This window comes from Curtobacterium sp. MCPF17_031, assembly GCF_003234035.1.
Lineage (GTDB): Bacteria > Actinomycetota > Actinomycetes > Actinomycetales > Microbacteriaceae > Curtobacterium.
The window spans coordinates 150,264-176,363 of sequence record NZ_QKSG01000003.1 but is presented as its reverse complement, the minus strand read 5'-3'; the positions used below and the strand labels follow the sequence as shown (position 1 = coordinate 176,363).

General features: G+C 71.3%; 28 protein-coding genes. 4 read left to right on the top strand and 24 right to left on the bottom strand.

What is annotated here, in order from left to right:
* Window positions 1–14 precede the first annotated feature (14 nt).
* The 9 genes from rpsI to DEJ31_RS06100 all read right to left on the bottom strand — a co-directional run bounded on the left by rpsI (window position 15) and on the right by DEJ31_RS06100 (window position 8,434).
* Window positions 15–500 (bottom strand): 30S ribosomal protein S9, encoded by a 486-nt coding sequence (gene rpsI / locus DEJ31_RS06140; protein ID WP_110903538.1) that lies wholly within the window; start codon window positions 498–500, stop codon window positions 15–17.
* A gap of 38 nt (window positions 501–538) precedes the next feature.
* The gene (gene rplM, locus DEJ31_RS06135; protein ID WP_110824221.1) at window positions 539–985 is read right to left on the bottom strand and encodes a 50S ribosomal protein L13; all 447 of its coding nucleotides are present in this window, start codon (window positions 983–985) and stop codon (window positions 539–541) included.
* Between the two features lie 350 nt (window positions 986–1,335).
* A complete protein-coding gene (locus DEJ31_RS06130) occupies window positions 1,336–4,149 on the bottom strand; it encodes an ExeM/NucH family extracellular endonuclease (RefSeq protein WP_111121436.1) in 2,814 nt (937 codons plus the stop codon).
* Window positions 4,150–4,298: 149 nt separating this feature from the next.
* On the bottom strand, window positions 4,299–4,556 hold the full coding sequence (locus DEJ31_RS06125) for a hypothetical protein (RefSeq protein ID WP_146236716.1): 258 nt from the start codon (window positions 4,554–4,556) through the stop codon (window positions 4,299–4,301).
* Window positions 4,553–5,263 carry a hypothetical protein gene (locus DEJ31_RS06120; protein ID WP_110903541.1) on the bottom strand — a complete coding sequence of 237 codons (711 nt, stop codon included), beginning with the start codon at window positions 5,261–5,263 and terminating at the stop codon, window positions 4,553–4,555. Before DEJ31_RS06120 ends, DEJ31_RS06125 begins: the two co-directional genes overlap by 4 nt.
* Entirely contained in the window at window positions 5,260–6,129 is an 870-nt protein-coding gene (locus tag DEJ31_RS06115) for an ATP-binding cassette domain-containing protein (protein WP_111121435.1), read from the bottom strand. Before DEJ31_RS06115 ends, DEJ31_RS06120 begins: the two co-directional genes overlap by 4 nt.
* A 65-nt stretch (window positions 6,130–6,194) precedes the next feature.
* Complete coding sequence (locus tag DEJ31_RS06110) at window positions 6,195–6,623, bottom strand: hypothetical protein (RefSeq protein ID WP_110903543.1); 429 nt, start codon at window positions 6,621–6,623, stop codon at window positions 6,195–6,197.
* 88 nt (window positions 6,624–6,711) lie between these two features.
* On the bottom strand, window positions 6,712–7,458 hold the full coding sequence (locus DEJ31_RS06105) for an MBL fold metallo-hydrolase (protein WP_110903544.1): 747 nt from the start codon (window positions 7,456–7,458) through the stop codon (window positions 6,712–6,714).
* 22 nt (window positions 7,459–7,480) lie between these two features.
* Window positions 7,481–8,434 (bottom strand): tRNA pseudouridine synthase A, encoded by a 954-nt coding sequence (locus DEJ31_RS06100; protein ID WP_375334526.1) that lies wholly within the window; start codon window positions 8,432–8,434, stop codon window positions 7,481–7,483.
* Between the two features lie 97 nt (window positions 8,435–8,531).
* Here DEJ31_RS06100 and DEJ31_RS06095 point away from each other — a divergent pair, with 97 nt between their 5' ends.
* Complete coding sequence (locus DEJ31_RS06095; protein WP_111043481.1) at window positions 8,532–9,533, top strand: ATP-binding cassette domain-containing protein; 1,002 nt, start codon at window positions 8,532–8,534, stop codon at window positions 9,531–9,533.
* On the top strand, window positions 9,530–10,375 hold the full coding sequence (locus tag DEJ31_RS06090) for an ABC transporter permease (protein WP_111043482.1): 846 nt from the start codon (window positions 9,530–9,532) through the stop codon (window positions 10,373–10,375). Before DEJ31_RS06095 ends, DEJ31_RS06090 begins: the two co-directional genes overlap by 4 nt.
* Here the strand turns inward: DEJ31_RS06090 and DEJ31_RS06085 are convergent.
* On the bottom strand, window positions 10,344–13,646 hold the full coding sequence (locus tag DEJ31_RS06085) for a BTAD domain-containing putative transcriptional regulator (RefSeq protein ID WP_111121434.1): 3,303 nt from the start codon (window positions 13,644–13,646) through the stop codon (window positions 10,344–10,346). The genes DEJ31_RS06090 and DEJ31_RS06085 overlap by 32 nt on opposite strands.
* Before the next feature lie 83 nt (window positions 13,647–13,729).
* Between DEJ31_RS06085 and DEJ31_RS06080 the strand changes: the two genes are divergently transcribed.
* The gene (locus DEJ31_RS06080) at window positions 13,730–14,908 is read left to right on the top strand and encodes a hypothetical protein (RefSeq protein ID WP_111121433.1); all 1,179 of its coding nucleotides are present in this window, start codon (window positions 13,730–13,732) and stop codon (window positions 14,906–14,908) included.
* Window positions 14,909–14,913: 5 nt separating this feature from the next.
* Here DEJ31_RS06080 and DEJ31_RS06075 read toward each other — a convergent pair whose 3' ends face one another.
* From DEJ31_RS06075 to infA, 7 genes are all read right to left on the bottom strand, one after another.
* Window positions 14,914–16,104 (bottom strand): aromatic acid exporter family protein, encoded by a 1,191-nt coding sequence (locus DEJ31_RS06075; protein WP_111121432.1) that lies wholly within the window; start codon window positions 16,102–16,104, stop codon window positions 14,914–14,916.
* Between the two features lie 136 nt (window positions 16,105–16,240).
* A complete protein-coding gene (gene rplQ / locus DEJ31_RS06070) occupies window positions 16,241–16,813 on the bottom strand; it encodes a 50S ribosomal protein L17 (RefSeq protein WP_110903550.1) in 573 nt (190 codons plus the stop codon).
* A gap of 64 nt (window positions 16,814–16,877) precedes the next feature.
* Entirely contained in the window at window positions 16,878–17,873 is a 996-nt protein-coding gene (locus DEJ31_RS06065) for a DNA-directed RNA polymerase subunit alpha (RefSeq protein ID WP_110903551.1), read from the bottom strand.
* A gap of 188 nt (window positions 17,874–18,061) precedes the next feature.
* Complete coding sequence (gene rpsK / locus DEJ31_RS06060) at window positions 18,062–18,460, bottom strand: 30S ribosomal protein S11 (protein ID WP_110824227.1); 399 nt, start codon at window positions 18,458–18,460, stop codon at window positions 18,062–18,064.
* 9 nt (window positions 18,461–18,469) lie between these two features.
* Window positions 18,470–18,844 carry a 30S ribosomal protein S13 gene (gene rpsM / locus DEJ31_RS06055; protein WP_110903552.1) on the bottom strand — a complete coding sequence of 125 codons (375 nt, stop codon included), beginning with the start codon at window positions 18,842–18,844 and terminating at the stop codon, window positions 18,470–18,472.
* 226 nt (window positions 18,845–19,070) lie between these two features.
* Window positions 19,071–19,187, bottom strand: coding sequence for a 50S ribosomal protein L36 (gene rpmJ, locus DEJ31_RS06050; protein WP_022903266.1), 117 nt, complete (start codon window positions 19,185–19,187; stop codon window positions 19,071–19,073).
* 70 nt (window positions 19,188–19,257) lie between these two features.
* On the bottom strand, window positions 19,258–19,479 hold the full coding sequence (infA, locus tag DEJ31_RS06045; protein ID WP_017885509.1) for a translation initiation factor IF-1: 222 nt from the start codon (window positions 19,477–19,479) through the stop codon (window positions 19,258–19,260).
* A gap of 331 nt (window positions 19,480–19,810) precedes the next feature.
* On the opposite strand from infA, the gene DEJ31_RS06040 reads away from it, so the two are divergent.
* A complete protein-coding gene (locus tag DEJ31_RS06040) occupies window positions 19,811–21,085 on the top strand; it encodes an LCP family protein (protein ID WP_111121431.1) in 1,275 nt (424 codons plus the stop codon).
* Window positions 21,086–21,280: 195 nt separating this feature from the next.
* Here the strand turns inward: DEJ31_RS06040 and map are convergent, their stop codons facing one another.
* The 7 genes from map to rplR all read right to left on the bottom strand — a co-directional run bounded on the left by map (window position 21,281) and on the right by rplR (window position 26,099).
* The gene (gene map, locus DEJ31_RS06035; protein WP_375537615.1) at window positions 21,281–22,060 is read right to left on the bottom strand and encodes a type I methionyl aminopeptidase; all 780 of its coding nucleotides are present in this window, start codon (window positions 22,058–22,060) and stop codon (window positions 21,281–21,283) included.
* A 59-nt stretch (window positions 22,061–22,119) separates the two neighbouring features.
* Window positions 22,120–22,710 carry an adenylate kinase gene (locus tag DEJ31_RS06030; protein WP_111043489.1) on the bottom strand — a complete coding sequence of 197 codons (591 nt, stop codon included), beginning with the start codon at window positions 22,708–22,710 and terminating at the stop codon, window positions 22,120–22,122.
* Entirely contained in the window at window positions 22,707–24,029 is a 1,323-nt protein-coding gene (gene secY, locus DEJ31_RS06025; RefSeq protein WP_110824231.1) for a preprotein translocase subunit SecY, read from the bottom strand. Before secY ends, DEJ31_RS06030 begins: the two co-directional genes overlap by 4 nt.
* A gap of 177 nt (window positions 24,030–24,206) precedes the next feature.
* Window positions 24,207–24,671, bottom strand: coding sequence for a 50S ribosomal protein L15 (rplO, locus tag DEJ31_RS06020; RefSeq protein WP_110903556.1), 465 nt, complete (start codon window positions 24,669–24,671; stop codon window positions 24,207–24,209).
* On the bottom strand, window positions 24,668–24,853 hold the full coding sequence (rpmD, locus tag DEJ31_RS06015) for a 50S ribosomal protein L30 (RefSeq protein ID WP_022906355.1): 186 nt from the start codon (window positions 24,851–24,853) through the stop codon (window positions 24,668–24,670). The genes rplO and rpmD overlap by 4 nt, the downstream gene beginning before the upstream one ends.
* The gene (rpsE, locus tag DEJ31_RS06010; RefSeq protein WP_110903557.1) at window positions 24,853–25,725 is read right to left on the bottom strand and encodes a 30S ribosomal protein S5; all 873 of its coding nucleotides are present in this window, start codon (window positions 25,723–25,725) and stop codon (window positions 24,853–24,855) included. Before rpsE ends, rpmD begins: the two co-directional genes overlap by 1 nt.
* A complete protein-coding gene (gene rplR / locus DEJ31_RS06005; RefSeq protein WP_110824233.1) occupies window positions 25,722–26,099 on the bottom strand; it encodes a 50S ribosomal protein L18 in 378 nt (125 codons plus the stop codon). Before rplR ends, rpsE begins: the two co-directional genes overlap by 4 nt.
* Between the last annotated feature and the right edge of the window lies 1 nt (window position 26,100).

Below are 26,100 nucleotides of genomic sequence, written 5' to 3'. Positions count from 1 at the left end.
CCGCCGTCAGGCGATCAGCGCTTCGAGAACTGCGACGCCTTGCGGGCCTTCTTGAGACCGGCCTTCTTGCGCTCGATGACGCGGGCGTCACGGGTGAGGAAGCCGGCCTTCTTGAGGGCCGCGCGGTTGTTCTCGCGGTCGATCTCGTTCAGGGTGCGGGCGATGGCGAGACGCAGTGCGCCGGCCTGACCCGAGGGGCCGCCACCCGTGATGCGGGCGGTGACGTCGTACGAGCCGAGGAGCTCGAGGACCTTGAACGGGTCGTTGATCAGCTGCTGGTGCAGCTTGTTCGGGAAGTAGTCCTCGAGGGAGCGGCCGTTCACGACGAACGTGCCGGAGCCCGGGACGAGACGGACGCGGGCGATGGCCTCCTTGCGGCGACCGACGGCACCGCCCGAGACGTTGAGGATCTGACGGGGAGCCGCCTCCGACGCGACGGGCGCGCTCTCGGTGGTGAAGGTCTCCGGGGTCTGGTCGATGGAGTCAGCGATCTGAGCCATGAGTGTTTTCTCGTTCCTGGAAGTCGTCGTGGCCGCTGTTACTGCGAGACCTGGTCGAAGGTGTACGGCTTGGGCTGCTGCGCCGCGTGGGGGTGCTCAGCGCCTGCGTAGACCTTGAGCTTCTTGAGCTGCTCGCGACCGAGGGTGTTCTTCGGCAGCATGCCTCGGATCGCCTTCTCGACGGCGCGGGTCGGGTGCTTCTCCAGCATCTCCGGGTAGGTGGTGGCCGTGAGGCCGCCCGGGTAACCGGAGTGGCGGTAGTAGACCTTCTTGGCGAGCTTCGACCCGGTCAGGGCGACCTTGTCGGCGTTCACGATGATGACGTAGTCACCCATGTCCATGTGCTGGGCGAAGGTGGCCTTGTGCTTGCCGCGGAGGAGGGCGGCGACGTGCGAAGCGAGGCGGCCGAGCACGACGTCGGTCGCGTCGATGACGATCCAGTCGTGCTGGACGTCTGCCGGCTTCGGGGAGAACGTACGAGTCACAGGAGTACTGCTTTCGTGTCGAGGTGAGGAGTCCGTGAATCCCACTCCGGTGGGCGTTCCCGCGGGCAGATGCCCGGTGAACGACCCGGTGGAGGGCCCATCTGACTGTCTGGCGCAACAGAGCGCGCAGACCAAGAGATGAGCCTAGTCGACGCCGGAGCGTCGGGTCAACCGCGGCCACTCCACGGTGACGACGGACAGGAGGCTCCCCACCGGTCACGGCCGGCCCGCCGCTGGCGCGTCGCTCCGGAACCGGCCGGTGTGGGCCCAGGTGCGGGTCCGACCCGCACCGCACCTCCCGTCAGGTGGTCGCGTCAGCGCCACCTCCAGGTGGTCGCGTCAGCGCACCGTCACTCGGTGTCGCCGGCCGCCGACCGGCGGCGTCGGACCGCCAGGAGCCCGCCACCGGCGGCGAGGAGCGCGAGCGCCGCCGCGACGCCGCCCCCGATCTCCGCACCCGTGAAGGCGAGGCCACCCGTGCCCGGACCCGACGTCCCGCCGCTGCCGACATGGGCGCCGGGGAACAGCCCCGTGCCACCGGCACCGGAGCCGTCGACCGGCGTCGGAGCAGGCGTCGGCGCGGGGGTCGGGTCGGGCGTCGGCTCCGGGTCGACCGGGGCGTCGGCGACGTCGAACCCGACGAGGATCGGGTCGTGGTCGCTCGCGCGGTACACGTCGTTCGTGTACAGGTCCGAGACGTTGACGTTGTAGCGGCTGTACTCCAGGCCCACCGACTCGGTCGAGTTGATGTTCCAGATGTCCACGCCAGTCACGCTCGCGAGCGCTGCCGGGGAGGCCAGCACGTGGTCGAGCGACCCGCTCAACCCGCTGAACACGTACGAGTACTCGGTGCGGTCGCGGGCCGGGGCGAGGTCCGTGTACCCGGCGTCGCGGAGGACGACCATCGGGTCCTCCTCGCTGTAGGCGTTGAAGTCGCCGAGCATGAACACCTTGTCGGTGTCGTAGCGGTCCTGCATCGCGGTGGAGAACGTCGTCAGGGCCGTCGCCTGGCGGACGCGGTCCGCGTTCGACGCTCCCTGGCCGTCGCCCTGGTCGGCGTTCTCGCCGGTGCCGGAGCCCTTCGACTTGAAGTGGTTCGCGATGACCAGGAAGTCGTCGTCCGCGGTGCCGCCGACCGGGCGGAAAGCGTCCGCGACCGGCTGGCGGGCGTTCGTGAACGCGGGGTCGAGCAGGATCGTCGACTCGCCGGTGGGCGCGACGCGGGCCTTCTTGTAGATGAGGGCGAGGCGGATGACGTCCTCACTGCTCGGCAGGACGGACGGGGACGGGACGAAGGCCCAGGTGTCGGAGCCGGTCGCGGCGTTGAGCGCCGTGACGAGGGTGCCCACGGCGGCGTCGCGGTCCTGGCCGAAGCGGGCGGAGTTCTCGATCTCCTCGAGCGAGACGACGTCGGCGTCCAGCCCGTTGATCGCCTTGACGATCTTCACCTGCTGGCGGTCGAGGTCCTCCTGCTCGGCGGCACCGCGGGCGTCGCAGCCGGAGTTCACCGTGATCGGGTCACCGACGCGGTCCGTGTAGTACGTGCACCCGGTGAGCTCGTCGCCCGTGGTCGGGAAGTAGTTGAGCACGTTGAAACCGGCGAGCTTGAGGTCCCCGCCGACCGCGGCGGGCGCGGTGGAGCGGACGTCCGAGAACGACACCGGCAGGTCCGCCGCCGCCGTGGCACCGGTGACCGGCGTCGTCGGCTGGAACTTCCACGCGTCGTTCCGGAAGTCCAGGACGACCGGTGCCGAGAAGGTCGCGGTCGCGCCGACGGTCACCGGGCCGGCGTTCGTCAGCCACGGCACCGGGATCGACCGTGCGGACTGGTCGGCGCCGTCGCGGGGCAGGAAGTTCGTGCTCGCACCGTCGTCGAGCGTGACCGACCGGGCGGCGTTGTCGGCCGCGACCGCCGCGGCCTCGGCGCTGCCGGGGCGGGCGACCTCGGTCGGCTGCAGGAGTCGACCGGAGCCCGTCGCGAGCACGATCTCGCCGTACTGGTTCGTCGTGTAGTTGTCGGCGACCGTGTACCCGCCCTGCGGGGCCACGAGCATGCTCTCGAGCGTCTCGCGCTGCGCGTCGGTGCGCGGGAAGGCGACGGCGGCGGGCAGCGGTGCGACGGCCGGCGTCGTCAGCTCGGTCAGGTCCGCGGTGCTCGCCACGGTGAGCTCGGTGAGGCCGGAGAACTCGGACACGGCGCCGGTGACCTGCACGTGGTCGCCGATCGCGACGAGCCCGGCGGTCGCGGCGGAGTAGACGGAGAGCCCGTCGGAGGCGGTCCGGTTGGCGGGGTCGACCGCGCCGCCCGTCCCCGGCGTCTGGATCGTGTACCCGTTCAGCCCTCCCGTCGCGTAGACGGCGGTGACGACACCGCTCGTGGTGACGGTCTTCCCGACGAGGGGCGACGTGTCCGTCGTGCCCTGGACCTCGGGGATCGTCGCGGCGACGGCCGGGGTCGGCGGCGGCGTGGTGCCGCCGCCCGGCGCCGGGGTGGTCCCGCCGCCGGCGGTCTGCCCGGCGGCGTTCCGCGGCGTCACGGTCGCGGTGACCGTGAAGTCGGTCGCGTTCACGTCGGTGTCCGCGGTGCCCTGTCGGACCAGGGCGTTCGGGACGGGGTTGCCGCCGTCGACGGTGCGGACCGCGCCCTCGTACGTGTTCGAGGCGCCGTAGCCGAGCAGGTCGACGACCCCCGCGGTGCCCGTGCCGACCGGGCCGGCGGGCAGCGTCAGCGCGGCCGTGCGGTCGGCGAGGACGAGCGTGCCGGTGGTGCCGGACGGGTTGAGCGACGCGGTGTCGTCCGCCGTGGGCAGGGCCGCGCCGACCGCGGTGGCCCCGCCGTTCCCGGCCATGGACACCAGGAACGTGCCGTTCGCCGGGACGGTGCCCTCGAGGGTGCTCGTGCTGAACGCCCCGGTGCCGGTGGCCGAGCGGTACTGCAGCGACCAGCCGTCGAGGCTGACCGGGACGGCGGTCGGGTTCGCGATCTCGACGAACTTCTCGTTGAAGAACGCGTTCGCGCTGCCGCCCTTGAGGTAAGCCTCGGCGATGACGAGCCCCGTGCCCGCGGGGTCTGCGGTCGCAGCGGTGACGGTGACGAGCGGTGCTGCGACGAGTGTCGCGGCAGCCGTGGCGCACAGCAGGGTGCGGCCGACGGTTCGTGGCATGGAGACCTCTGGTTCGGAGTCGGGAGGGACCTCGCCACGCTACGGACTTGTGGGGACGCTCAGGTTACGGGGACGTGAAGTTCTGCCCCCGGACGGGGGACAGAAGGAGCGGTCTCCAGATGCACGCGGACACCGCACGGAGCCACCCGTCACAGGTCGGAGAGCATGCGCAGCACGGTCGTCCCGACCGCAATGACGTACCACCCGACGAGGTTCCCGCGCTTCCGCGCGAGCACCAGCGAACACCCCATGACGACCAAGGTCGCTCCGGCCGCGATCCCGCGGATCACCAGGCTCTGGCCCGTCACGCCGATCACGCAGCAGCCCAGGGTCGCCAGCACCACCAGGAGCCCCAGTGCCGCTCTGCGGCCCCGGTCCCGACGGATCGGTCGAGGAGCCTCACTCACGTCGCCACCCGCTCCGCACGTACCCAGCCGGCCAGGACGGGGAGGACGATCCAGATCAGACCCGAGGTGACGGCGGGGAGGACATCGGCTTCACCCGTCAACCCGCTCTGCACCGTGCCGAACCGGATGTACGCAGTCCACGCCCCGAGCGCCGCGAGGACCACGTCGAGCACGAGCGTCACCGCGAGCACACTCACCAGCCCGAGCGGGAGCGAACGCGACGTCGCGCCGATGCCGAAGCCGGACACCGCGGACGAGAACGTCAGAGCAGCCAACTGCACGACGGGATGGACGGCTTCCAGCGACGCGGCTCGACCGCCGAGCAGGACGGCCACCCCGGCCCCGACGACCCCGACGAGTACGGCGAAGAGGACCACAGCGGCGATGAGCACGCCACACGCTGCGAGTCGCGCGAGGTACATGGCCGACCGGGATCGTCCCGCCAACAGACCGTCGCGCTCACCGCCGCACGAGGCGTCGCCCACACCGACCACGACCCCGACCACCGATGCAGCCAGCGCGACGGGGAGCCCGGTGGTCACCAGGACCTCCCCGACCGTGAAGCTGGCCGCACGCGTGACGAGCGACACACTCAGAGCGCAGCACACGACGACGAGCAACGCCAGCACACCGAAACCGACCAGGGCGCCCACCGTGTCGACACGCTTGCGGACCTCGAGCGTCGCGACACCGACGAAGCCGATCACGCAACGACCTCCGACTCGAACTCCGCCGTGGAGACCTCGTCGTAGAGCGCCTGCAGAGACCTCCGGGCCGGTACCACCGAGAGGACGTCGACGCCGACCTCCACTGCCATTCGCACGGCTTCCGCCGCACTGATCGGGAGGTGGACCACGCGGCCGTCGACGACCGGCTCGATCCCTCGCTCGGCCACGGCCTCCAGGAAGTCCGTCGCGTTCCCGACCCGTACCTCGCAGGCCTCGGTCTCGACGGACACCACCGGCTCGACGCGGACGACCCTCCCCTGGCTCACGATGACGGCGACGTCGATCATCGTCTCGAGTTCACCGAGGAGGTGGCTCGACACGACGACCGTCACTCCGGCGTTCCGGAGGTCGGACACGACAGCCCGGAGCCACCCGATGCCGTTCGGGTCGAGTCCGTTCATCGGCTCGTCGAAGAGGACGAGGGACGGTGATCCGAGGAGCGCCACACCGATCGCGAGTCGCACCTTCATACCGAGCGACAGCGCCTTGACCCGACGCCCCAGGACGGCGTGGAGACCCACGCGACGCGCCGTCTCGTCGACCGCTGAGCGATCGCTGCCCACGAAACGGGCTCGGAGCAGCAGCGTCTCCCGGACGGTCCTGCCGCGGTGCAGGTCTCCGTCCCCGAAGACGGCCCCGACCGCCTCGCCGCGCTGCCACGGCGATCCGGTGAGAGCACCGTGGTCGATGCGCACGAGGCCCGCGAGGACGGCGAGGAGCGTGGACTTCCCGGCGCCGTTCGGGCCGACCAGACCGTACACACGGCCTGGCTGCAGTTCGACGGACACGTCCTGGAGACGAGGTCGGTCGTGGCCACGAAGGCCGACGTCCCGGAGTTGGATCATTGCTCGTTCCTTCCGACTCGGGGCGGCGGCCCGGGCTGGCCCGGACCGCCGCTCCCGAGCGCAGATCAACCGAAGAAGTAGTTCCAGAGAGCGCTGAACAGCTCCTGGACGGTCAGGTGCGCGAGCGCGTTGATGCCGGCGCGGACCCAGCCCGCCAGCCCGTTCCACCAGTTCTTGAAGGCGTTCAGTCCGTTCCGGAGCGCGGTCTTGAGCGCGGGGATGACGGACGAGGCGTTGCGCTTGAGCCAGTCGACGATCGGCCTGATCGGGACTCCGTCAGTGGAGGACCCACTGGTCGTTCCGGCCGGTCCGGTCGGTCCGGTCGTGGACGGAGACGACGCCGCGGGAGGCGCGACGGCGATCGCCGATGAACTGACGGCGCTGGACGAACTCGAGCTGACCGGTTGCGCTGAAGCAGCGGTCGCCCCGATCGTGCCCAGCATCGCTCCGCCCAGGATCGCTGCGACGACCGCACTCGTACGGATCTTCTTCATGGTGGTTCCCCTCGTGGAGGGCGGCTCCTTCACCACCGCTGAATCCACCATTTCAGATACCGAACTGGAATACCAATGAGAGGAGCTGTCAGCTCCCGATCGGCACCCACTCCGCCCCCACCCGGTACACCGCCGGCCCGTGCCCCGGCAGCACGATCGCCGGGTACGGCAGCACCCGCGCCGACTCCACGGCGAGCGCCTGGTCCGCCGTGAAGAACGGCGTGATCATCCGCGGCCGCGGCGCCCAGGACGCGGGCTGCGTGTCGTGGTGCGTGACGACCGCGTCCCCGGTGACGAGGGCGTCCGCGGCCGGGAGCAGGTACGTGGTGGACCCGGCGGTGTGCCCGGGTGCCGGCAGGGGGGTCATCGCACGGCCGTCGAAGTCGCGGGCCGTGAAGGCGCGGGCGCTCGGAACGGTGGTGGGTCGGAGGGCGTCGGACGCGACCGCGCGGGCGAGCCAGCGGAGCACGCGCGGTGCGGCGAGCCGTCCGCCGATCTCCGCCGGGGTGACCTGCTGCCGGTCGGGGCCGCGGACGTTGTCGACCTCGTCGGCGTGCGCGAGCACCTCGACGTGCGGGAAGCGCTCGAGGATCCCGGGCAGGCCGCCGACGTGGTCGACGTGCCCGTGCGTGACGTAGACGCGGCGGAGGTCCTCGAGGTCGTGTCCGGCGAGCAGCACGCTGTCGAGCACGAGGTCGGTGTCGGCCGGGTAGCCCGCGTCGATGAGAGCGACGCCGTCCTCCTCCGCCAGGACGACCCAGTTCGACACCGGCCCCTCGACGAAGACCACACCGGGTGCGACGGAGACGACGGAGCGCGGAGCACGAGGAGCCATCCCCCGACGCTACCGCCCGGCGTTACCGCCCGCCCTCGTCCGACAGGTCGCCGGGCCGGTGTCCCTCCGCGTCGCGACGGGCGCGTGTCTGGACGGCCCGGGCCTCCAGTGCGTCGTCGTCCGGGTACCCGACCTCGGTGAGGGTGAGTCCGCGGGCCGGGGCGGTGGTGAAGGCGCTGGTGCGTTCCGCCGCGACGCGGAGCCCGTCGAGTTCGTCCGGCGTCAGCCGGCCCTCGCCGACGGCGAGGGTGCCGCCGACCATCGCGCGCACCATGGAGTGACAGAAGGCGTCGGCCTGGAGGCTCGCCACCAGCACGCCGTCCGGCTCACGGTCCCAGCGGAACTCCTGCAGGGTCCGGATCGTGGTCGCGCCGACCCGCGGCTTGCAGAACGCCGCGAAGTCGTGCAGCCCGAGCAGCCGCAGCGCACCGCGCTCCATCGACGCCGGGTCGAGGCGCCCCGGGTACCAGGTCGTGTGCCCGCGGCGGAGGGGGTCGCGGAGGGCGTCGACGTCGGCGACCCGGTACCGGTAGCGCCGCCAGAGCGGGGAGAACCGGGCGTCGAAGCCGGCCGGGGCGACACGCACGCTGCGGACGACGACGTCCCCGTCGGCGCCGGCGAGCCCGTTGAGCCGTCGGACGAGCCCGCTGAAGGCGTCGCGGACGGTGCCGTCGGCGCTCGGACGCTTCGGCCGGGTCAGGGCGGCCCACTGGTCCGGGCTGAGGTCGAGGTGCGCGACCTGTCCGGTGGCGTGGACGCCGGCATCGGTGCGCCCGGCGACCGTCAGCCGGGGTGGTTCGCCCCACCGGGTGAAGACGGTGGCGAGGGCGTCCTCGAGCACACCCTGCACGGTCCGGAGTGCGGGCTGCCGCGCCCATCCGGAGAAGCCGGAACCGTCGTACGCCAGGTCGATCCGCAGTCGCACGCCGGTGTCGTCTGCGCCGGTGTCGTCTGGTGTCCGGGCCGTCTCGCTCACGCCCTCCACGGTACCGATGTCAGCGCCGCGTCAGTGCCGCGTGAGCGGTGCTCGGCAGTGTCCTCCCCGTACACGACGTCGACGGAAGGACACGACGATGACCACGACACCGCTCGCGGTGGAGGCCTCGGGCCTCGTGAAGACGTTCGGCAGCAACCGGGCCGTGGACGGCGTCGACCTGCGGGTCGAGGCCGGCACGGTGTACGGCGTGCTCGGTCCGAACGGCGCCGGCAAGACCACCACGATCAGCATGCTCGCGACCCTGCTCCGCCTGGACGGCGGCGAGGCGCGGGTGTTCGGCCACGACGTCCGCCGGGAGCCGCACGTGGTGCGGCAGCTCATCGGTGTGACCGGCCAGTACGCCAGCGTCGACGAGACCCTGAGCGCGACCGAGAACCTCGTCGTCTTCGGCCGGCTGCTCGGGCTGTCCCGGACGGAGGCGAAGCGGAAGTCGACGGAGCTGCTCGAGCGCTTCGGCTTGAGCGAGGCCGCACGACGACCGCTCCGCGGGTTCTCCGGCGGCATGCGCCGACGGTTGGACCTGGCTGCGAGCCTCATCGCACAGCCGCCGCTGATCTTCCTCGACGAGCCGACGACGGGCCTCGATCCCCGGACCCGGGCGCAGATGTGGGACACGATCCGGGAGCTCGTCGCGACCGGGTCGACGGTGCTGCTGACGACGCAGTACCTCGACGAGGCCGACCAGCTCGCGGACCGGATCGCGGTGATCGACCACGGCCGGGTCGTGGCCGAGGGCACGAGCGACGAGTTGAAGGCCTCGGTCGGCACCGCGTCGCTGCAGCTCCGGCTGGCCGACTCGACGCCGGCACGACTGGCCGAGGCGTCCGACCTGGTGCTCCGCGTGCTCGGGACCGAGGCGGTGGCGAGCCCGGAGGGCTCCCGCCTGACCGCGCCGATGGCGGACCCCGACCGTGTCACCGACCTGCTCGTGTCCTTCCGGGACGCCGGCATCTCCCTCGCCGAGATGAGCGTGCAGAAGCCGACGCTCGACGAGGTCTTCCTCACCATCACCGGCGAGGGGGCGGGCGCTGGCACGCCTGCACCCGCCGCCCGCGCGCTCGAAGGGAGCAACGCATGAGCACGCTCACCACCCCCGACCTGGCCGCCGCACCGTCGGGTGCCCCGCGGGTCGCCCCGCGGCCCGGCGTCGGCGGATCCGGCCTGGCCGCGACCGTCCGGCAGTCGCTGACGATGGCGTACCGCGGCCTGGTCAAGGTCCGACGGACGCCGGAGCAGCTCTTCGACGTGACGCTCATGCCGATCGTGTTCACCGTGATGTTCACGTACATCTTCGGGGGCGCGATCGCCGGGGACGTCAGCAGCTACCTGCCGATCATCATCCCGGGCATCCTCGTGCAGACGAACATCACGTCGTCGATCGTCACCGGCGTGCAGCTCCGTGAGGACATGGACAAGGGCGTGTTCGACCGCTTCCGGTCGCTGCCGATCGCCCGTATCGCCCCGCTCGCCGGAGCGCTGCTCGCCGACACGGTCCGCTACGCGATCGCCACCACGATCACGTTCACGGTCGGGTTCATCATGGGGCTGCGTCCCGCCGGTGGCATCGGCGCGGTGCTGGTCGCCGGCCTGCTCGTCGTCGTCGTGGCCTGGGCGATCAGCTGGGTCTTCGCCTACTTCGGTGTCGTCGCCCGCACCGCGTCGAGCGTGTCGGGCATCTCGAACCTGGTGCTCTTCCCGCTGACGTTCCTGTCGAACGCGTTCGTCCCGGCGGACACGCTGCCGGACTGGCTGCACTGGTTCTCCGACGTGAACCCGATCTCGCACCTCATCACCGCGGTCCGCGACCTGGTCAACCACGGCACGGTCGGCGGCGACCTGTGGTTGAGCCTGCTCGGCGCAGCGGTCGTCGTCGCGGTGTTCGCCCCGCTCACCGTCCGGGCCTACATGCGGAAGGCCTGACCGCTTCGAGCGTCGCTCGCGCGGCAGCGACGGCCTCGGCCCGGGACATCCCGGCCGAGGCCGTCTCGGCGTCCTCCACGAGGGCCTCGCCGACCGCGGCCACGACCAGCGGCCGGAGCCGTCCGTGACCGAGGACCGCGAAGTCCTGCCGGGCACCCAGACGGAGCGCACTGGCCCAGGCAGCGGCGACCAGGGCCGGGTCGACTCCGCGGTCGATCGCCTCGAGCGTGGCGCCGAGGACGGCCGTCCCGACGACCGGCAGGTCGTTCCACAGCGACGGCATGCGGAGCGCGACCAGGGCGCTCACCCGGACCTGCCGGGCGAGGTCCGCACGGGCCTCCCGACCGGCGTCCTGGAGGCCCGCTGCGGCCCCGGCGGACCGGGCCTGCGCCGCCTCGTCCTGCGCGGCCTCGTCCTGCGCGGCCAGGAGCGCCGCACCGATGACCATCACCCACTGGCTCGCCTCGCGCCGGTGCGGCACCACCTGGTCCCAGGCCCGCCGGTACTCGACGACCGCGCGGGCGGGGTCCCCCTCGGTCCGTGCGACCTCGGCCCGGACCGCGTGCGCGAGCAGCGTCATCTGTGCCCGCTCCCCGCCGGGGCCGCCACCCGGGCCACCGACCGGTCCGGAACCGGGGGACGCCGGGAGCGCGGCGAGTTCGGCCGCCAACGAGCGGGCGCGATCGACGTCCCCGGTCGCCGCGGCACTCAACCCGACGCTCCACCCGACCTCGACCAGGTCGTCCTCGGCGCCGAACTGCTCGAGCCGTTCCCGGGCTGTGGCCGCCGCGGCGAGTGCCTGCTCGTACCGACCGAGTTGCCCGGCGAGCTGCGTCACCGAGACGGCCGCGGTGCCCGAGGTCCAGACGTCACCGGCCTGCTCGGCGAGCAGCCGCGCGCGGGTCGAGAAGCCGAGGGCGCGTTCGAGCTCACCGTCGTTCTCGGCCAACGGCGCGCTGAGCAGGTGCGCCAGGCACGCCACCCCGGTGTCCGGGTCCTCGCGGAGTCGGGTCAGGGCGGTCTCACCCGCGGCCCGACGGCCGAGGGTGAGGAGCAGCTCGGCCTGGGCGTCGACCACCGGGACGCCGGTCACGCCGGCCCGGTGCAGGCGGCGGAGCGCGGCGCGGGCGCGCACCGAGGTGCGGCGGTCGGAGAAGGCGGCGGTCGCGCAGGCGATGACGAGGCAGAGGACGGCGGCCGTCCGCACGCCGGTCGCGGGCTCGGGCTCGGGCTCGGGCTCGGGCTCGGGTGGGACGGTGCGGAGGACGGCCACGACGTCGGACGCGATCGCCGCGACCTCGCCGTGGGCCCCACGGAACGACCAGTACCCAGCGAGTGCCGAGAAGAGCGGCGCGACCGCGACGGCGTCCTCGGCGCGCAGGTTCCAGCGCAGCATCGTGACGAGGTTGTCGGCCTCACGTTCGAGCACCCGGAAGCGCACGACCTGGTCCGTGGTCCGCACGATGAACAGGTCGTGCTCGGCCGCGACCCGGCAGGCCCAGCGGGTCATCGCCGCGCGGACGTCCCCGGTGGCGCCGGACTCCTCCAGCCGTGCGGCACCGAACTCGCGGACGGTCTCGAGCAAGCGGTAGCGGACGGGCTCGCCCTCCTGCTCGACGAGCTGCACGAGGGACTGCTCGACCAGTTCGGCCAGGTCGTCGAGGGCGTCGTGGACCCGTGACGGTGCGGCGACCGCTTCGACGGCGTCAACGGACAGGCCGTCCGGGAAGAGCGTGAGGCGGGTCAGCAGGTCCCGGGCCCCGTCGTCGAGCAGTCGCCAACTCCACTCGATGACGGCGAGCAGGGTCCGGTGCCGTTCCGGGGCCGACCGGTCGCCACCGCGGAGCAGCGCGAAACGGTCGTCGAGTCGTCGTTCGATCTCGTCGACGCTCATCCCCCGGATCCGCGCGGCGGCCAGCTCGATCGCCAGCGGGGACCCGTCGAGCCGCGTGCAGATCCGGCGGACCGCGTCGACCGGCAGCACCGCACCCGGTCGTGCCGCGCGTGCCCGGTCGGTGAACAGGCAGACGGCGGCCCCGTCGGCTTCCACCGGCAGCGGCGCCAGCGGCGCGACGACCTCGCCGGCGACCGCGAGCGGCGCGCGCGAGGTCGTCAGGACCCGCAGTCCGGGCAGCTCCGCGAGCAAATCGGCGGTGAACGCGGCGACGGGTTCGAGGATGTGCTCGCAGTTGTCGAGCACGAGCAGGGTGGGTTCCTCGCCGAGTGCTCGGACCACCCGGCTCCGCAGGTCGGCCACCACGGCGTCCCGCAGGCTCCGTGCGCTGCGGACCTCGGCGATCCCCAGCAGCGCACCGATCGCGGGGACCACGTCCTCGCCGGTGGTGAGCGGCGCGAGCTCGACCACGACGACACCGCAGGCGGGCGGGACCGTCGTCGCCGCGGCCTGCGCGAGTCGCGTCTTGCCGAGACCGCCGGCACCGAGGATCGTCACCAGCCGCGCCTGGGACAGGAGGCGCGTGACGGTGGCGAGGTCGGCCTCCCGTCCGATGAGCGCATTCGGCGCGGCCCGCAGCCCGACCCGCCGGACCGAGCCGCTGACGGGACCGGTGCTGCGGAGCACCTCGGCGTTGAGTCGCACCAGGTCGGCGGACGGATCGGCGCCGAGTTCGTCGGACAGCCGGTCGCGGTGCGCGGCGAAGACGGCGAGCGCCTCGGCTGCCTGTCCGGCACCGGCGAGGGCACGGACCAGCCCGGCGACGGCTGCCTCGTCGAACGGGTCGGCCGCGGCCTCGTCGCGCCAGAGGGCTGCGGCGGCATCCGGGTCGCCACTGGACTGGAGGACCGTGGCGAGTCGACGACGGAGGTCCCGTCGGACCGCGCCCGCCCGGTCGGCGAGCTCCCCGGCGACGGAACCCTCGAGGTCCCCTCCGGGCTCGCCGCGCCAGCGGTCCAGGGCCGCGCGCAGCACCGGCGCGTCCGGGGTGCCGCCGAGCATCCGTTCGGCCGCACCGAGGTCGGTCGCGTCGGTGTCCACGCCGAGGACGTACCCGGACGGGGTGGAGACGACGAGCCCGTCGGCGGTGGCGCGGCGGAGGCGCGAGACGAGCGTCTGCAGGGCCGCGCGGGCGCCCCTGGGTGGTTCGTCGGCCCACAGGTCGTCGATGAGGGACTCCGTGGTCACGGCGCGGCCGCGCGCCAGGACGAGCGCGGTGAGGAACGTCCGAGCCAGCGTCCCGGGGACCGGGACGAGGGCACCGGTCCGGTCCTCGGCGAGCACCGGACCGAGGACGGCGACACGGAGCTCGGGCACGCTCGGAGTCTAGGCGCGCCTCGTCACGCGATCGTGATGGGAACGGCCTCTGCTGCCGTCGTGCCCGCCCGTACCCTGAGCATGTGTCCACACGCTTCCGCCGTATCACGACCGCCGCCGTCGCGGTCACGGTCGTCCTCGGTCTGACGGCCTGCTCAGGCACCGACTCGTCGTCCGCGCCGGGTCCGACGTCGGGAGCTGCGAGCGGGACGACCTCCACGCCGGACACCGGGGCTGCCGGGTCCGACCAGGACGGTGCCGACCAGCGGGTCTCCTTCGGGCGCACCCCGGACAGCGCCGGATGGCCGAGCTGTGCGCACCTGCTGCCGGGCGGCCTGGTCGAGGCGGTCGTCCCGGGCGTCGCCGTCGAGGACCCGCTCACCGGGCAGGCACACACCCTGGGCGCGTGGGCGTTCCCGCAAGCCGCCGGTGGCACGTCCTGCTGGGCCACCAACGGGGTGTCCACCCTCGATGACGTCGCGGAAGCCCGACGGGACGACCCCGTGTTCCAGGGCGTCCACGTGTCGGTGCTCCCCGACGCGGGCCCCGAGTTCCGGGCTGCGGGCGGGAGCGACGCGGCCAGTGCGGGCATGTCCGTGACCGAGGTCCGCTGCGACGCGTCGGATGCCGCACGGGTGCAGTGTCAGGGTGGCGTCCTCGCCGGTGACGCCTGGGTCGACGTCACGGTCGTCCGGGCGCAGGACAGCGCCGCTGCGGTGCCCGAGGCCGTGCTGCCCGCCTTCCGGACGCTCCTCGGACACGTGCAGCAGGACGTGGCGAGCTCCGCCGGAGCGTCGGTGTCCACCGGTCATGCCGCAGCGAGCAGCCGACTGACGGTGTGCGACAGCAGCCGGGTGGACGACGTCAGCGACGTCGACCTCTCGACGCCGTCCGACGTCGCCACCGACACCGCCGCCGAACTCGGCGACTTCGCGATGCACCGGGTCGAAGGCGCCGTGTGCGTCTTCCGGTACGACGGCTCGGGGCGCTACCCGCTGACCGGTGCCACATACTCCGCACTGCCCGACGGCGGGTGGGTGCTCGAACAGCGGCTCGGCAACGGCACGGTCGACCGGTCCGGCCGACTCGACCTCGACGGACTTGAGAGCGGCGACGCAGCCTGGCGTACCTGCGACGACACGCTCTGCTCGGTGGACGTCCTGCGGGGCGGCAGCTGGGAGCACTTCGCGCTCTGGCGTGCGGTCGCGCCGGACACCACCTCGGCGGTCGTCCGCTGGGTGGAGGCCTCGCTGACCGCCTGAGCCGCCTACCGCTCCCGGCGCCGCTCCGGACGGGCCGCACGGAGCCGCCGCCCGATCCCGGTGCTGACCCGCTGGGGAACCGGCGACCGGTCCGTGTCGTCCGAGGGCCCGGTCGCGGTGTCCAGGTCCTGCGTCGCCTGGCGCTCGGACTCGACGATGCCGCGGAGCGACACCAGCGCGGACGAAGTCACCGCCACGTCCGACGGGTACTCGCGCGATGCGTCGAGCGCCCGTTCGAGTTCGGAGATCGCCCGGTCGCCCTCCTCCGGCGGGTGGTCACCCCGGACCATCGCCGCCACCTGCCGGACCGCCGTCGTGAGCGACACGGTGAACGCCTCGTCCGGCCGACCGAGGTTCGACGACACCGGCCCTGACCGGGCGACGAGTTCGGTGAGGTCCGTCGTGTACCAGGCGACCCGCTCGAGTGCGCGGAACCGGGAACCGTCGCGCTGCAGCCGCGCACGCGATCCCCGGAGCGCTCCGCGGGGGTTGATGCGACGACTCTCCTGCGCGACCGACACCCGGCTCCGGACGTCGGCGATGGCACGGTCGAGACGGTCCTGCGCGCGGTCCCACGCCCGCTCGTCCCGCTCCCCCTGCTCGAGCACGTCGGCCAGTCCGTCGAGGTGTTCGGCCAGCACGCCGTTCACCTGGTCGATCCGACGTTCGGCGTCCCAGAACCGCAGGGGTGGGAACACCAGGAAGTTCACCAGCAGGCCGACGAGCACACCGACCGCCATCTGCACGAGGTACCCGAGCGAGTACCCCTCGGCGTGGGCGCCACCGACGAGCAGAACGAAGAGCGCCGCCGTGGAGACCCACGAACTGCCCTCGCCGAGGATCCGGAACCCACCGACGAGCACACCGACGCCGACCGCGAGGGCGACCGCCAGGACTCCCGAGTGCCCCACCCACATCGTGAAGGCGGCGACAGCGATGCCCAGGGCGATGCCGACCAGGGTCTGCACGCCGCTGCGGAGGCCGGCGAACACCGTCGTCTGCATGGCGACCACCGCCCCGAGCGGGGCGTAGTACGGGTAGTCGGACGCGACGCCCGGGACGTGCCGGGCGATCATCCATGCGAGCGCTGCGGCGGCGGCGGCCTTGCCGGCGTGCAGCAGGCGCGGCTGTGTTCCGGAACTCCGGCTCCACCGCCACACGCGCGTGCCGACCCCGGCGATGTGCTGGAACTGCATGGGTGCTCTCGTCTCGTCGGCCGGCACCGTGGCGGCGGGCGCTGGGCGTGCCTCCCGGCCGCGCGGGTCCACGCACGAACACCGGAGGGCCCCCACAGCCTGCGCTGCGAGGGCCCTCCTGTGTGGTGCGGTGCGACTACTTGGAGGCGTCCGCGGCGTCGTCCGACTTGGCGGCGGCGTCGGCCTCGACCTCAGCGGCAGCGTCGGTCGTGGTCTCCTCGGCGACCGGCGTCGACTCCTCGGTGGTCTCGGTCTCCTCGACCGGGGCCTCCGTGGTGTCGGACTCCGTCGCGGCCGGCGCTGCGGCGGCCGGAGCAGCCGTGCGCGAGACCGGAGCCGGCGTGCTCGACACGGGCTCGAGGACGAGCTCGATCGAGGCGAGCGGCGCGTTGTCGCCCTTGCGGAAGCCGAGCTTCGTGATGCGGGTGTAACCGCCCTGGCGGTCGGCCACCTGCGGCGCGATCTCGGTGAACAGCGTGTGCACGACGGTCTTGTCGCGCAGCGCTGCGATCACACGACGACGAGCGTGCAGGTCGCCACGCTTCGCGAACGTGATGAGCCGCTCGGCGACCGGGCGGAGGCGCTTGGCCTTCGTCTCGGTCGTGGTGATGCGGCCGTGCGTGAACAGGGCGTTGGCGAGGTTGCTCAGGAGCAGGCGCTCGTGGGCGGGACCGCCACCGAGGCGGGGGCCCTTGGTGGGCTTCGGCATGTCAGTTCTCCAGTGGTGATGGTGGTGCGCCCCGTGTCAGGAGCGCGTGCGCGTGAGCGCGAGGTCAGTTGCTGGACTCGTCCTCGTCGTACCCGCTGTAGAAGTGGGCACCATCGAATCCGGGGACGGTGTCCTTGAGGGACAGGCCGAGCTCGGTGAGCTTGTCCTTGACCTCGTCCACCGACTTCTGGCCGAAGTTGCGGATGTTCATGAGCTGCGTCTCCGAGAGGGCGACGAGCTCGGACACCGTGTTGATGCCCTCGCGCTTCAGGCAGTTGTAGCTCCGGACCGACAGGTCGAGGTCCTCGATCGGCGTCTGCAGCTCGTTCGAGAGCACGGCGTCGACCGGCGCGGGGCCGATCTCGATGCCTTCAGCCGCCGTGTTGAGCTCGCGGGCGAGCCCGAACAGCTCGACGAGCGTGCGACCGGCCGACGCGATGGCGTCGCGCGGCGTGATCGCGGGCTTCGACTCGACGTCGACGACCAGACGGTCGAAGTCCGTCCGCTCACCGGCACGCGTCGCCTCGACGCGGTAGGTGACCTTGAGCACGGGCGAGTAGATCGAGTCGATCGGGATCTGACCGGCTTCGCTGAACTCCGAACGGTTCTGCGTCGCCGAGACGTAGCCGCGGCCACGCTCGATGGTCAGTTCCAGCTCGAAGCGAGCGGCGTCGTTCAGGGTCGCGATGACGAGGTCCGGGTTGTGGATCTCGACACCGGCCGGCGCGGAGATGTCCGCAGCGGTGACCTGTCCGGCGCCCTGCTTGCGCAGGTAGGCCGTGATCGGCTCGTCGTGCTCACTGGAGACGACCAGGCTCTTGATGTTCAGGATGATCTCGGTGACGTCCTCCTTGACACCGGGAACGGTGCTGAACTCGTGGAGGACACCGTCGATGCGGATGCTCGTGACGGCAGCACCCGGGATGGACGAGAGGAGCGTGCGGCGCAGCGAGTTGCCGAGGGTGTACCCGAAGCCCGGCTCGAGCGGTTCGATGACGAAGCGCGAGCGGAATTCGGAGATCGACTCCTCGTTCAGGGTGGGGCGCTGTGCAATGAGCACTGTGGAATTCCTTTCGGCGAAGTGTCCGCTATATGACACTTGGCGGTACGACGGGGCCGGCCGGGCCCCGACGGGTCTGTTTCAGTTGTGATCACGCGCACAGGAGTGCGCGATCGAACGACCAGGAATGGCCGCCCCCACTCGTCCCGGTCAGGGAACGAGCGGGGAACGGCCGGTTGCTCCTCGCGTCAGACGCGGCGGCGCTTCGGCGGGCGGCACCCGTTGTGCGCCTGCGGCGTCACGTCGTTGATCGAGCCGACCTCGAGGCCAGCGGCCTGGAGCGAACGGATCGCCGTCTCGCGACCCGAACCCGGGCCCTTGACGAAGACGTCGACCTTCTTGACGCCGTGCTCCGCTGCCTGGCGGGCAGCCGACTCGGCGGCGAGCTGCGCCGCGAACGGCGTCGACTTGCGCGAGCCCTTGAAGCCGACGGCCCCGGAGGACGCCCAGCTGAGGACGGCACCCGACGGGTCGGTGATGCTGACGATGGTGTTGTTGAACGTGCTCTTGATGTGGGCCTGGCCCACAGCGACGTTCTTCTTCTCCTTGCGGCGCGGCTTGCGCGCGGCGGTCTTGGGGGTAGCCATCGTGATCTCCTATCGAGCCTTCTTCTTGCCTGCCACGGTGCGCTTCGGGCCCTTGCGGGTACGAGCGTTCGTCTTGGTGCGCTGACCGCGCACCGGGAGACCGCGACGGTGGCGGAGACCCTCGTAGCTACCGATCTCGACCTTGCGGCGGATGTCGGCGGCGACCTCACGGCGGAGGTCACCCTCCACCTTGAAGGTGCCCTCGATGAAGTCACGGAGGGCGACGAGCTGGTCGTCGGTGAGGTCCTTGACGCGGATGTCGCCGGAGATGCCGGTCTCCGCGAGCGTCTGGACGGCGCGGGTACGGCCGACCCCGTAGATGTAGGTGAGTGCGATCTCCACGCGCTTCTCGCGCGGGATGTCGACGCCTGCTAGACGTGCCATTGTGCTGGCTGCTCCTGTTGTCGATGGAGGTGTGGCGCAGTGCCGGTGCCCGGGCCTCCGACCCGAGGTGTCCCCCGCCCGCTGGTGCGGACGGGATCTGACACTGCGTTGTCGATGTTCAGTTGTGGGTCGTGCTCGAGCCGCTGGCAGTCTCTCGACTGGCGGCCCCGGTCGTGCAACCGGACCGGAGTCCGTTCCGGAGCAGCTCTCGCTGGTCCGTCAGGGACTAACCCTGGCGCTGCTTGTGACGCGGGTTGCTCTTGCAGATCACCATGACGCGGCCCTTGCGGCGGATGACGCGGCAGTGCTCGCAGATGGGCTTGACGCTGGGGTTGACCTTCATTGTTCGTTCCTCGTGCTCGCTGGCTTCGTGCTCGGCGGGTTCGCCTTGCCGTTCCTTTCCAGCTCGCGGATCACTTGTAGCGGTAGACGATCCGGCCGCGGGTCAGGTCGTACGGGCTCAGCTCCACGATCACGCGGTCCTCGGGGAGGATGCGGATGTAGTGCTGGCGCATCTTCCCGGAGATGTGCGCGAGGACCTTGTGTCCGTTGGTCAGCTCAACGCGGAACATCGCGTTGGGCAGAGCTTCGAGCACCGAGCCTTCGATCTCGATGACGCCGTCTTTCTTGGCCATAGCCTCACTGTCGCTTGGTTGGATTACCGGTGTGATCCCCGAGCCGGTCTGCGGGTTCGGGCGCCACGCCAGAAGGCATGGCACACCAAAGATCGATCTTATGTGGTAGTCGGCGGATTGCCAAGTGCGGGTTCCGTGCTGCGCGCGTCGGGCCCCGGTCCGGCGCGCGGCGAGCACCCGTGCGGCAGGGGCCGAGCACCCCAGTGCAGGGGGTGGATCGTCCGTCCGGGTCCGCGGATGCGCTGTTCCACAGGGATCTCCTGGCCACACCGTCGTCGCCACCGAGCCCGGAGCCGTACGGTGACGGGAGCAGTGACCGAAGGAGAACCCCGTGCCCGACGCCCCCGGCCACACGCGCCCTGTCGCGCGACACGGTCGCCTCCCCCGCCGACGCGGGTGGACGACCCTGCTCTCCGTCGTCGCCGCCGCCGCCGCGGTGGTGCTGGTCAGCGGCACCAGCGTCGCCACCATCGCCGCAGCGCAGCTCGCCGCCGCACCGCGGACCGTGCAGCTGAGCACCGACGACCAGAGCACCGCGAAGACCGCCGACGTCACCGCGATCAAGGGCGGTGCGAACATCCTGCTCATCGGCAGCGACACCCGCATCGGACAGTTCGACTCCGACGAGGACGTCGAGGGCGCCCGGAACGACGTCACGATGCTCATCCACGTGTCCGAGGACCACCAGCAGCTCACCGCCGTCAGCTTCCCCCGCGACCTCATGGTCCCGATCCCGGCCTGCACCAACCCGGAGACCGGCACCACCTACCCGGCCGCGTCGTCCGCGCAGTTCAACACGGCCCTCGGCAACGGTGGTGTCTCCTGCGTCGTCGACACGGTCGAGAACCTCACCGGTCTGACGGTCCCGTACGCCGGACTCATCACCTTCGACGGCGTGATCGAGATGTCGAACGCCCTCGGCGGGGTCGACGTCTGCGTGGCCTCCCCGATCGACGACACGTACACGGGGCTGCACCTCAGCGCCGGCGCCCACTCGCTGCAGGGCTCGGACGCCCTCGCCTTCCTGCGGTCCCGGCACGGCGTCGGCGACGGCAGCGACCTGGCGCGGATCAGCTCGCAGCAGGTGTTCCTGTCGGCGCTGCTCCGCCAGGTGACGTCGAACGGCACGCTCTCGAACCCGATCACGCTCTACAAGCTCGCCGGCGCGGCGCTGTCGAACATGACGCTCTCGGACGGCCTCGCCCAGACCCGCACCCTGGTCGGGCTCGCCTCCGCACTCCGGGGGATGAGCACGTCGAGCATGTTGTTCGTCCAGTACCCCGTCGTCGACGATCCGGCGGACTCTGCCCGCGTGGTCGTCGACGAGGCGAACGCCCACACCCTCAACGTCGCCCTGCAGACGGACGAGCGGACGACGCTCAACGACTCCTCCACGGGTCGAGCCTCGCGGGAGTCGTCCGACACCGCGAGCCCGTCGGCCTCCGCGGCACCGTCGGCTCCCGCGACGACGCCCGGTGCTGCGACGCCGGCCCCGGAGACACCCGCTCCGGAGACCACGACGACCAGCAGCCCGTCCTCGACGCCACTCCCCTCGTCCATCACCGGCCAGAGTGCCGCCGAGCAGACCTGCTCGGTGGGGAACTGACCCCGACGCCCCAGGGCCGCGACGCGGCGCGACCACGACATGACGGGAGGCCCGTCGCCAGCAGGCGACGGGCCTCCCGTCATGTGGGCCGGTGCGTCGGCACGCCTCGGAGCACGACCCCGACGCGGGTGGAGTCGGGGAACCGTTCCGCAGCCCCGTGGACCGTGTGGCCGTCCGGCTCCCTGGCGCAGTCCGCTAGGGGACCGGGACCGGCGTCACGCCGAGCGGCTCGAGGCCGGCGGCACCACCGTCGGCAGCCGTGAGGACCCAGATGCCACCGGGATGGACCGCGACGCTGTGCTCCCAGTGGGCGGCGTCGGAACCGTCGAGCGTCCGCACGGTCCACTCGTCGGCGTCGGTCGAGCTGTCGATCGTGCCCGCGGTGACCATCGGTTCGATGGCGACGGCCAAGCCCGGCTTGACGGCAGGCCCGGCGCCACGGACCCGGTGGTTGAACACCGGTGGTTCCTCGTGCATCGAACGCCCGATGCCGTGCCCCGTGTAGTCCTCGACGATGCCCCAGTCACCGGTCTCGTCGATGGCGTCCTCGACCGCCGCGCCGACCTCGTGCAGGTGCTTCGCGTGCGCGAGGGCGGCGACCCCGTGCCAGAGCGCGCGTTCGGTGGTGTCGCAGAGCTTCTGACGCGCCGTGGCCGTGGTGGCGTCACCACCGGGCACGACGACGGTGAAGGCGCTGTCGCCGTTCCACCCGTCGACCTCGGCGCCGGCATCGACCGAGACGATGTCACCTGGCTCGAGGGTGCGGTCCCCCGGGATGCCGTGCACGATTTCGTCGTTCACCGAGACGCACAGCGTGTGTCGGTAGCCGGGGACCAGCTGGAAGTTCGGCACACCGCCGCCGTCGCGGATGGTGCGCTCCGCGATCGCGTCGAGCTCACCCGTGGTGACGCCCGGCCGGACAGCGGCGCGGACGGCGTCGAGCGCCTGCGCCGTGAGCAGCCCGGGGCGCACCATGGCGCGGAGCTCCTCGGGCGTCTTGTAGATCGATGGCTTCCGGAGACGCGACACGGAACTCAGACCGAGGCTGCGAGGCCGCGGGCAGAGAGCGCCGCAGCGATCCGGTCGCCGACCTCGTCGACCGCGCCGAGGCCGTCGACGTCCACGACCAGCCCACGCTCCTGGTAGACCGCCACGAGCGGAGCGGTCTGCTCCTGGTACACCTGCTGACGGCGGCGGATGGTCTGCTCGTTGTCGTCGGCGCGGCCCTGGTCGGCCGCACGGTTGAGCAGTCGCCCGACCAGCGCGTCCTGGTCCGCGACCAGCTGCACGACGGCGTCGATCCCGGTGCCCTGCTCCGCGAGCAGCCCGTCCAGGTACTCGACCTGGGCCGGCGTCCGCGGGTAACCGTCGAGGAGGAACCCGTCAGCGGCATCCGACTCGGCGAGGCGGTCGCGGACCAGCTCGTTCGTCAGGTCGTCCGGGACGTAGTCGCCCGCGTCCATGATCGCCTGCGCACGCTGACCGAGGGGCGTGCCCTCGGCGACGTTCTTCCGGAAGATGTCCCCGGTCGAGATCGCGGGGATCCCGAAGGACGACGCGATCCGACCGGCCTGCGTGCCCTTCCCGGCTCCGGGAGGTCCGACGATGACGAGACGTGCGCTCAACGGAGAAGCCCTTCGTAGTGACGTTGCTGCAGCTGCGAGTCGATCTGCTTCACCGTCTCGAGGCCGACACCCACGATGATCAGGATGCTGGCACCGCCGAACGGGAAGTTCTGGTTCGCCCCGAACAGCGCCAGTGCTGCGAGCGGGATGAGTGCGATGAGACCGAGGTAGAGCGCACCGGGCAACGTCACCCGGGTCAGGACGTAGTCGAGGTACTCGGCGGTCGGACGTCCGGCACGGATGCCCGGGATGAACCCGCCGTACTTCTTCATGTTGTCGGCGACCTCTTCGGGGTTGAAGGTGATCGCGACGTAGAAGTACGTGAAACCGACGATGAGCAGGAAGTACAGGACCATGTAGAACCAGTTGTCACCCGAGGTCAGGTTGCTCTGGATCCAGGTCACCCACGGGGCCGGCGCGGAGCCGTCCGAGGGCTGGTTGAACTGCGCGATCAGCGCCGGCAGGTAGAGCAGCGACGACGCGAAGATGACGGGCACGACGCCGGCCATGTTCACCTTGATCGGGATGTACGTGTTGTTGCCGCCGTACGTACGCCGCCCGACCATGCGCTTGGCGTACTGCACCGGGATCCGTCGTTGCGACTGCTCGACGAACACGACGGCCATCATGATCACCAGTCCGACCAGGATCACGAAGAGGAACAGCTCGAAGGACTGCGACTGCTCGATCGCCCACAGGGCGGACGGGAACTGCGCGGCGATCGAGGTGAAGATGAGCAGCGACATGCCGTTGCCGATGCCGCGCTCGGTGACGAGCTCGCCCATCCACATGATGAGGCCGGTACCGGCGGTCAGGGTGATGACCATGAGCAGGATCGCGTACCAGCTGTCGTTCGAGATGATCGACGTGCAGGACGCCGAGGCGCTCGTGCCGAACAGCGCGCCCGAGCGGGCGACGGTGATCAGGGTGGTGGACTGCAGCACGCCCAGCGCGATGGTGAGGTAGCGCGTGTACTGCGTCAGCTTGGCCTGACCCGACTGACCCTCCTTGTAGAGGGAGTCGAAGTGCGGGATGACCACGCGCAGGAGCTGCACGATGATCGACGACGTGATGTACGGCATGATCCCGAGCGCGAACACCGACAGCTTGAGGAGCGCGCCGCCGGAGAACAGGTTGATCAGGTCGTAGAGGCCGCCGGAGGACGACGCGGACGCCAGGCAGGCCTGGACGCTGGCGTAGTCGACGAACGGTGCGGGGATGTACGAGCCCAGGCGGAACAGCGCGATGATCGCCAGGGTGAAGCCGATCTTCTTGCGAAGATCTGGGGTGCGCATGATGCGCGCGACCGCTCTGAACACGAGTTACTCCGAACTTCTGTGACCGGTCGAGCCGGTCGAGCCGGGCGAGGTGCCCGTGGCCGGAAGCGCCGACCCCGTGGCCCGTTGACGCACGTCGAACGACGCAGTCTTGCCGGGCCTGCCATCAAGGAAACCGTAACGGCGGCCCGCGCGCAATGCGCGGGCCGCCGACGGGGACTACTTGGTGACGGTGCCGCCCGCCGCCACGATCTTCTCCTCGGCGGATGCCGAGACCTTGTCGACCGTGACCGTGAGCTTCACGCTGATGTCACCCTGACCGAGAACCTTGACCTTCTCGTTCTTGCGGACGGCGCCCTTGGCGACCAGGTCCGCGACGGTGACGTCGCCACCGTTCGGGTAGAGCTCCGCGATCTTGTCCAGGTTCACGGGCTGGTACTCGACGCGGAACGGGTTCTTGAACCCGCGGAGCTTCGGGGTGCGCATGTGCAGCGGCATCTGCCCACCCTCGAAGCCGACCTTGACCTGGTACCGGGCCTTCTGACCCTTGGTACCACGGCCGGCGGTCTTGCCCTTCGAGCCCTCACCGCGACCCACACGGGTGCGGTCCTTCTTCGAGCCAGCGGCCGGACGAAGGTGGTGCACCTTCAGGATCTGGACGCGCTCGTTCTTCTCGTCGCTCATGCGTCGACCTCCTCGACCTTCACGAGGTGCGCCACCGTGGCGACGTACCCGCGGTTCTGGGCGTTGTCCTCACGCAGGACCGTACGGCCGATGCGCTTGAGACCCAGGCTGCGGAGCGTGTCGCGCTGGTACTGCTTCTCGCTGATGACGGACTTCGTCTGCGTGATCTTCAGCATGGCCATCAGGCACCTGCCTTCTCGTTCGCGGCGGCACGCGCGGCTGCCTCGGCGTGCAGCAGGCGAGCCGGCACGACGTGGTCGACGGGGAGGCCACGACGTGCTGCGACGGCGCGGGGCTCCTCGAGCTGCTTGAGGGCCTCGACCGTGGCGTGCACGATGTTGATGGTGTTCGACGAGCCGAGCGACTTGCTCAGGACGTCGTGGATGCCGGCGCACTCGAGCACGGCGCGGACCGGACCACCGGCGATGACACCGGTACCGGCAGCGGCCGGACGCAGGAGGACGACGCCAGCGGCGGCTTCACCCTGCACCGGGTGCGGGATCGTGTTGCCGACGCGGGGGACGCGGAAGAAGTTCTTCTTGGCCTCTTCGACGCCCTTCGAGATGGCGGTCGGGACCTCGCGGGCCTTGCCGTAGCCGACGCCGACCAGACCGTTGCCGTCACCGACGACGACGAGCGCGGTGAAGCTGAAGCGACGACCACCCTTGACGACCTTGGAGACGCGGTTGATGGTGACGACGCGCTCGAGGAACTGGCTGTCGCCACCCCGCCCGTTGCGGTCGCCGCCACGGCCACCCTGCTGGCGGTCACGGCCGCCACCGCTGCCGCCACCACGGCGACCACGGTTGTCGACGGAGTCGCGGTTGTTCGAAGCCGAACCCGCCGCGGTCTCGACGGGACGCTCGACGACGGGGACCTCGGGCTCCTTGACCGCGGGGGCCTTGGCGTCTGCGTCGGTCGTCTCGGCAGCGTCGGTGCTCTCCGTGGCGGTGTCCGCCTCGGTCGGCGCCGCAGCGGTCGTGTCGACCTCGGCGTCGGTCGTGGCCTCGGCCTTGACCTCGGCGTCGTCGTTGGTGTTCGCGATGTCGCTCACAGGTTCAGCCCTCCTTCACGGGCACCGTCGGCGATCGCGGCGACGCGACCGGCGTACTTGCTACCACCGCGGTCGAAGACCACGGCCTCGACGCCAGCCGACTTCGCGCGCTCGGCGACGAGCTCGCCGACACGACGGGCCTTGGCGGTCTTGTCGCCGTCGAACGAGCGGAGGTCGGCCTCCATCGTCGATGCGCTGGCGAGGGTGTGACCCTTCGCGTCGTCGATGACCTGGACGAACACGTGACGTGACGAACGGGTGACGGCGAGGCGGGGACGGGTCTCGGTCCCGGTGATCTTCTTCCGGAGACGGTTGTGGCGGCGGGCCTTGGCTGCCGCCTTGCTCTTGCCTCGAGTACGAGTTCCGATGGCCATG

Excerpts from the sequence above, each read along its gene's own strand:
- rpsI (WP_110903538.1), bottom strand. The coding sequence starts at position 500 with ATGGCTCAGATCGCTGACTCCATCGACCAGACCCCGGAGACCTTCACC.
- DEJ31_RS06130 (WP_111121436.1), bottom strand. The coding sequence starts at position 4,149 with ATGCCACGAACCGTCGGCCGCACCCTGCTGTGCGCCACGGCTGCCGCG.
- DEJ31_RS06115 (WP_111121435.1), bottom strand. The coding sequence starts at position 6,129 with ATGATCCAACTCCGGGACGTCGGCCTTCGTGGCCACGACCGACCTCGT.
- DEJ31_RS06110 (WP_110903543.1), bottom strand. The coding sequence starts at position 6,623 with ATGAAGAAGATCCGTACGAGTGCGGTCGTCGCAGCGATCCTGGGCGGA.
- DEJ31_RS06105 (WP_110903544.1), bottom strand. The coding sequence starts at position 7,458 with ATGGCTCCTCGTGCTCCGCGCTCCGTCGTCTCCGTCGCACCCGGTGTG.
- DEJ31_RS06095 (WP_111043481.1), top strand. The coding sequence starts at position 8,532 with ATGACCACGACACCGCTCGCGGTGGAGGCCTCGGGCCTCGTGAAGACG.
- DEJ31_RS06090 (WP_111043482.1), top strand. The coding sequence starts at position 9,530 with ATGAGCACGCTCACCACCCCCGACCTGGCCGCCGCACCGTCGGGTGCC.
- DEJ31_RS06075 (WP_111121432.1), bottom strand. The coding sequence starts at position 16,104 with ATGCAGTTCCAGCACATCGCCGGGGTCGGCACGCGCGTGTGGCGGTGG.
- rplQ (WP_110903550.1), bottom strand. The coding sequence starts at position 16,813 with ATGCCGAAGCCCACCAAGGGCCCCCGCCTCGGTGGCGGTCCCGCCCAC.
- rpsK (WP_110824227.1), bottom strand. The coding sequence starts at position 18,460 with ATGGCTACCCCCAAGACCGCCGCGCGCAAGCCGCGCCGCAAGGAGAAG.
- rpsM (WP_110903552.1), bottom strand. The coding sequence starts at position 18,844 with ATGGCACGTCTAGCAGGCGTCGACATCCCGCGCGAGAAGCGCGTGGAG.
- rpmJ (WP_022903266.1), bottom strand. The coding sequence starts at position 19,187 with ATGAAGGTCAACCCCAGCGTCAAGCCCATCTGCGAGCACTGCCGCGTC.
- infA (WP_017885509.1), bottom strand. The coding sequence starts at position 19,479 with ATGGCCAAGAAAGACGGCGTCATCGAGATCGAAGGCTCGGTGCTCGAA.
- map (WP_375537615.1), bottom strand. The coding sequence starts at position 22,060 with ATGGTGCGCCCCGGGCTGCTCACGGCGCAGGCGCTCGACGCCGTCCGC.
- rplO (WP_110903556.1), bottom strand. The coding sequence starts at position 24,671 with ATGAGCGACGAGAAGAACGAGCGCGTCCAGATCCTGAAGGTGCACCAC.
- rpmD (WP_022906355.1), bottom strand. The coding sequence starts at position 24,853 with ATGGCCATGCTGAAGATCACGCAGACGAAGTCCGTCATCAGCGAGAAG.
- rplR (WP_110824233.1), bottom strand. The coding sequence starts at position 26,099 with ATGGCCATCGGAACTCGTACTCGAGGCAAGAGCAAGGCGGCAGCCAAG.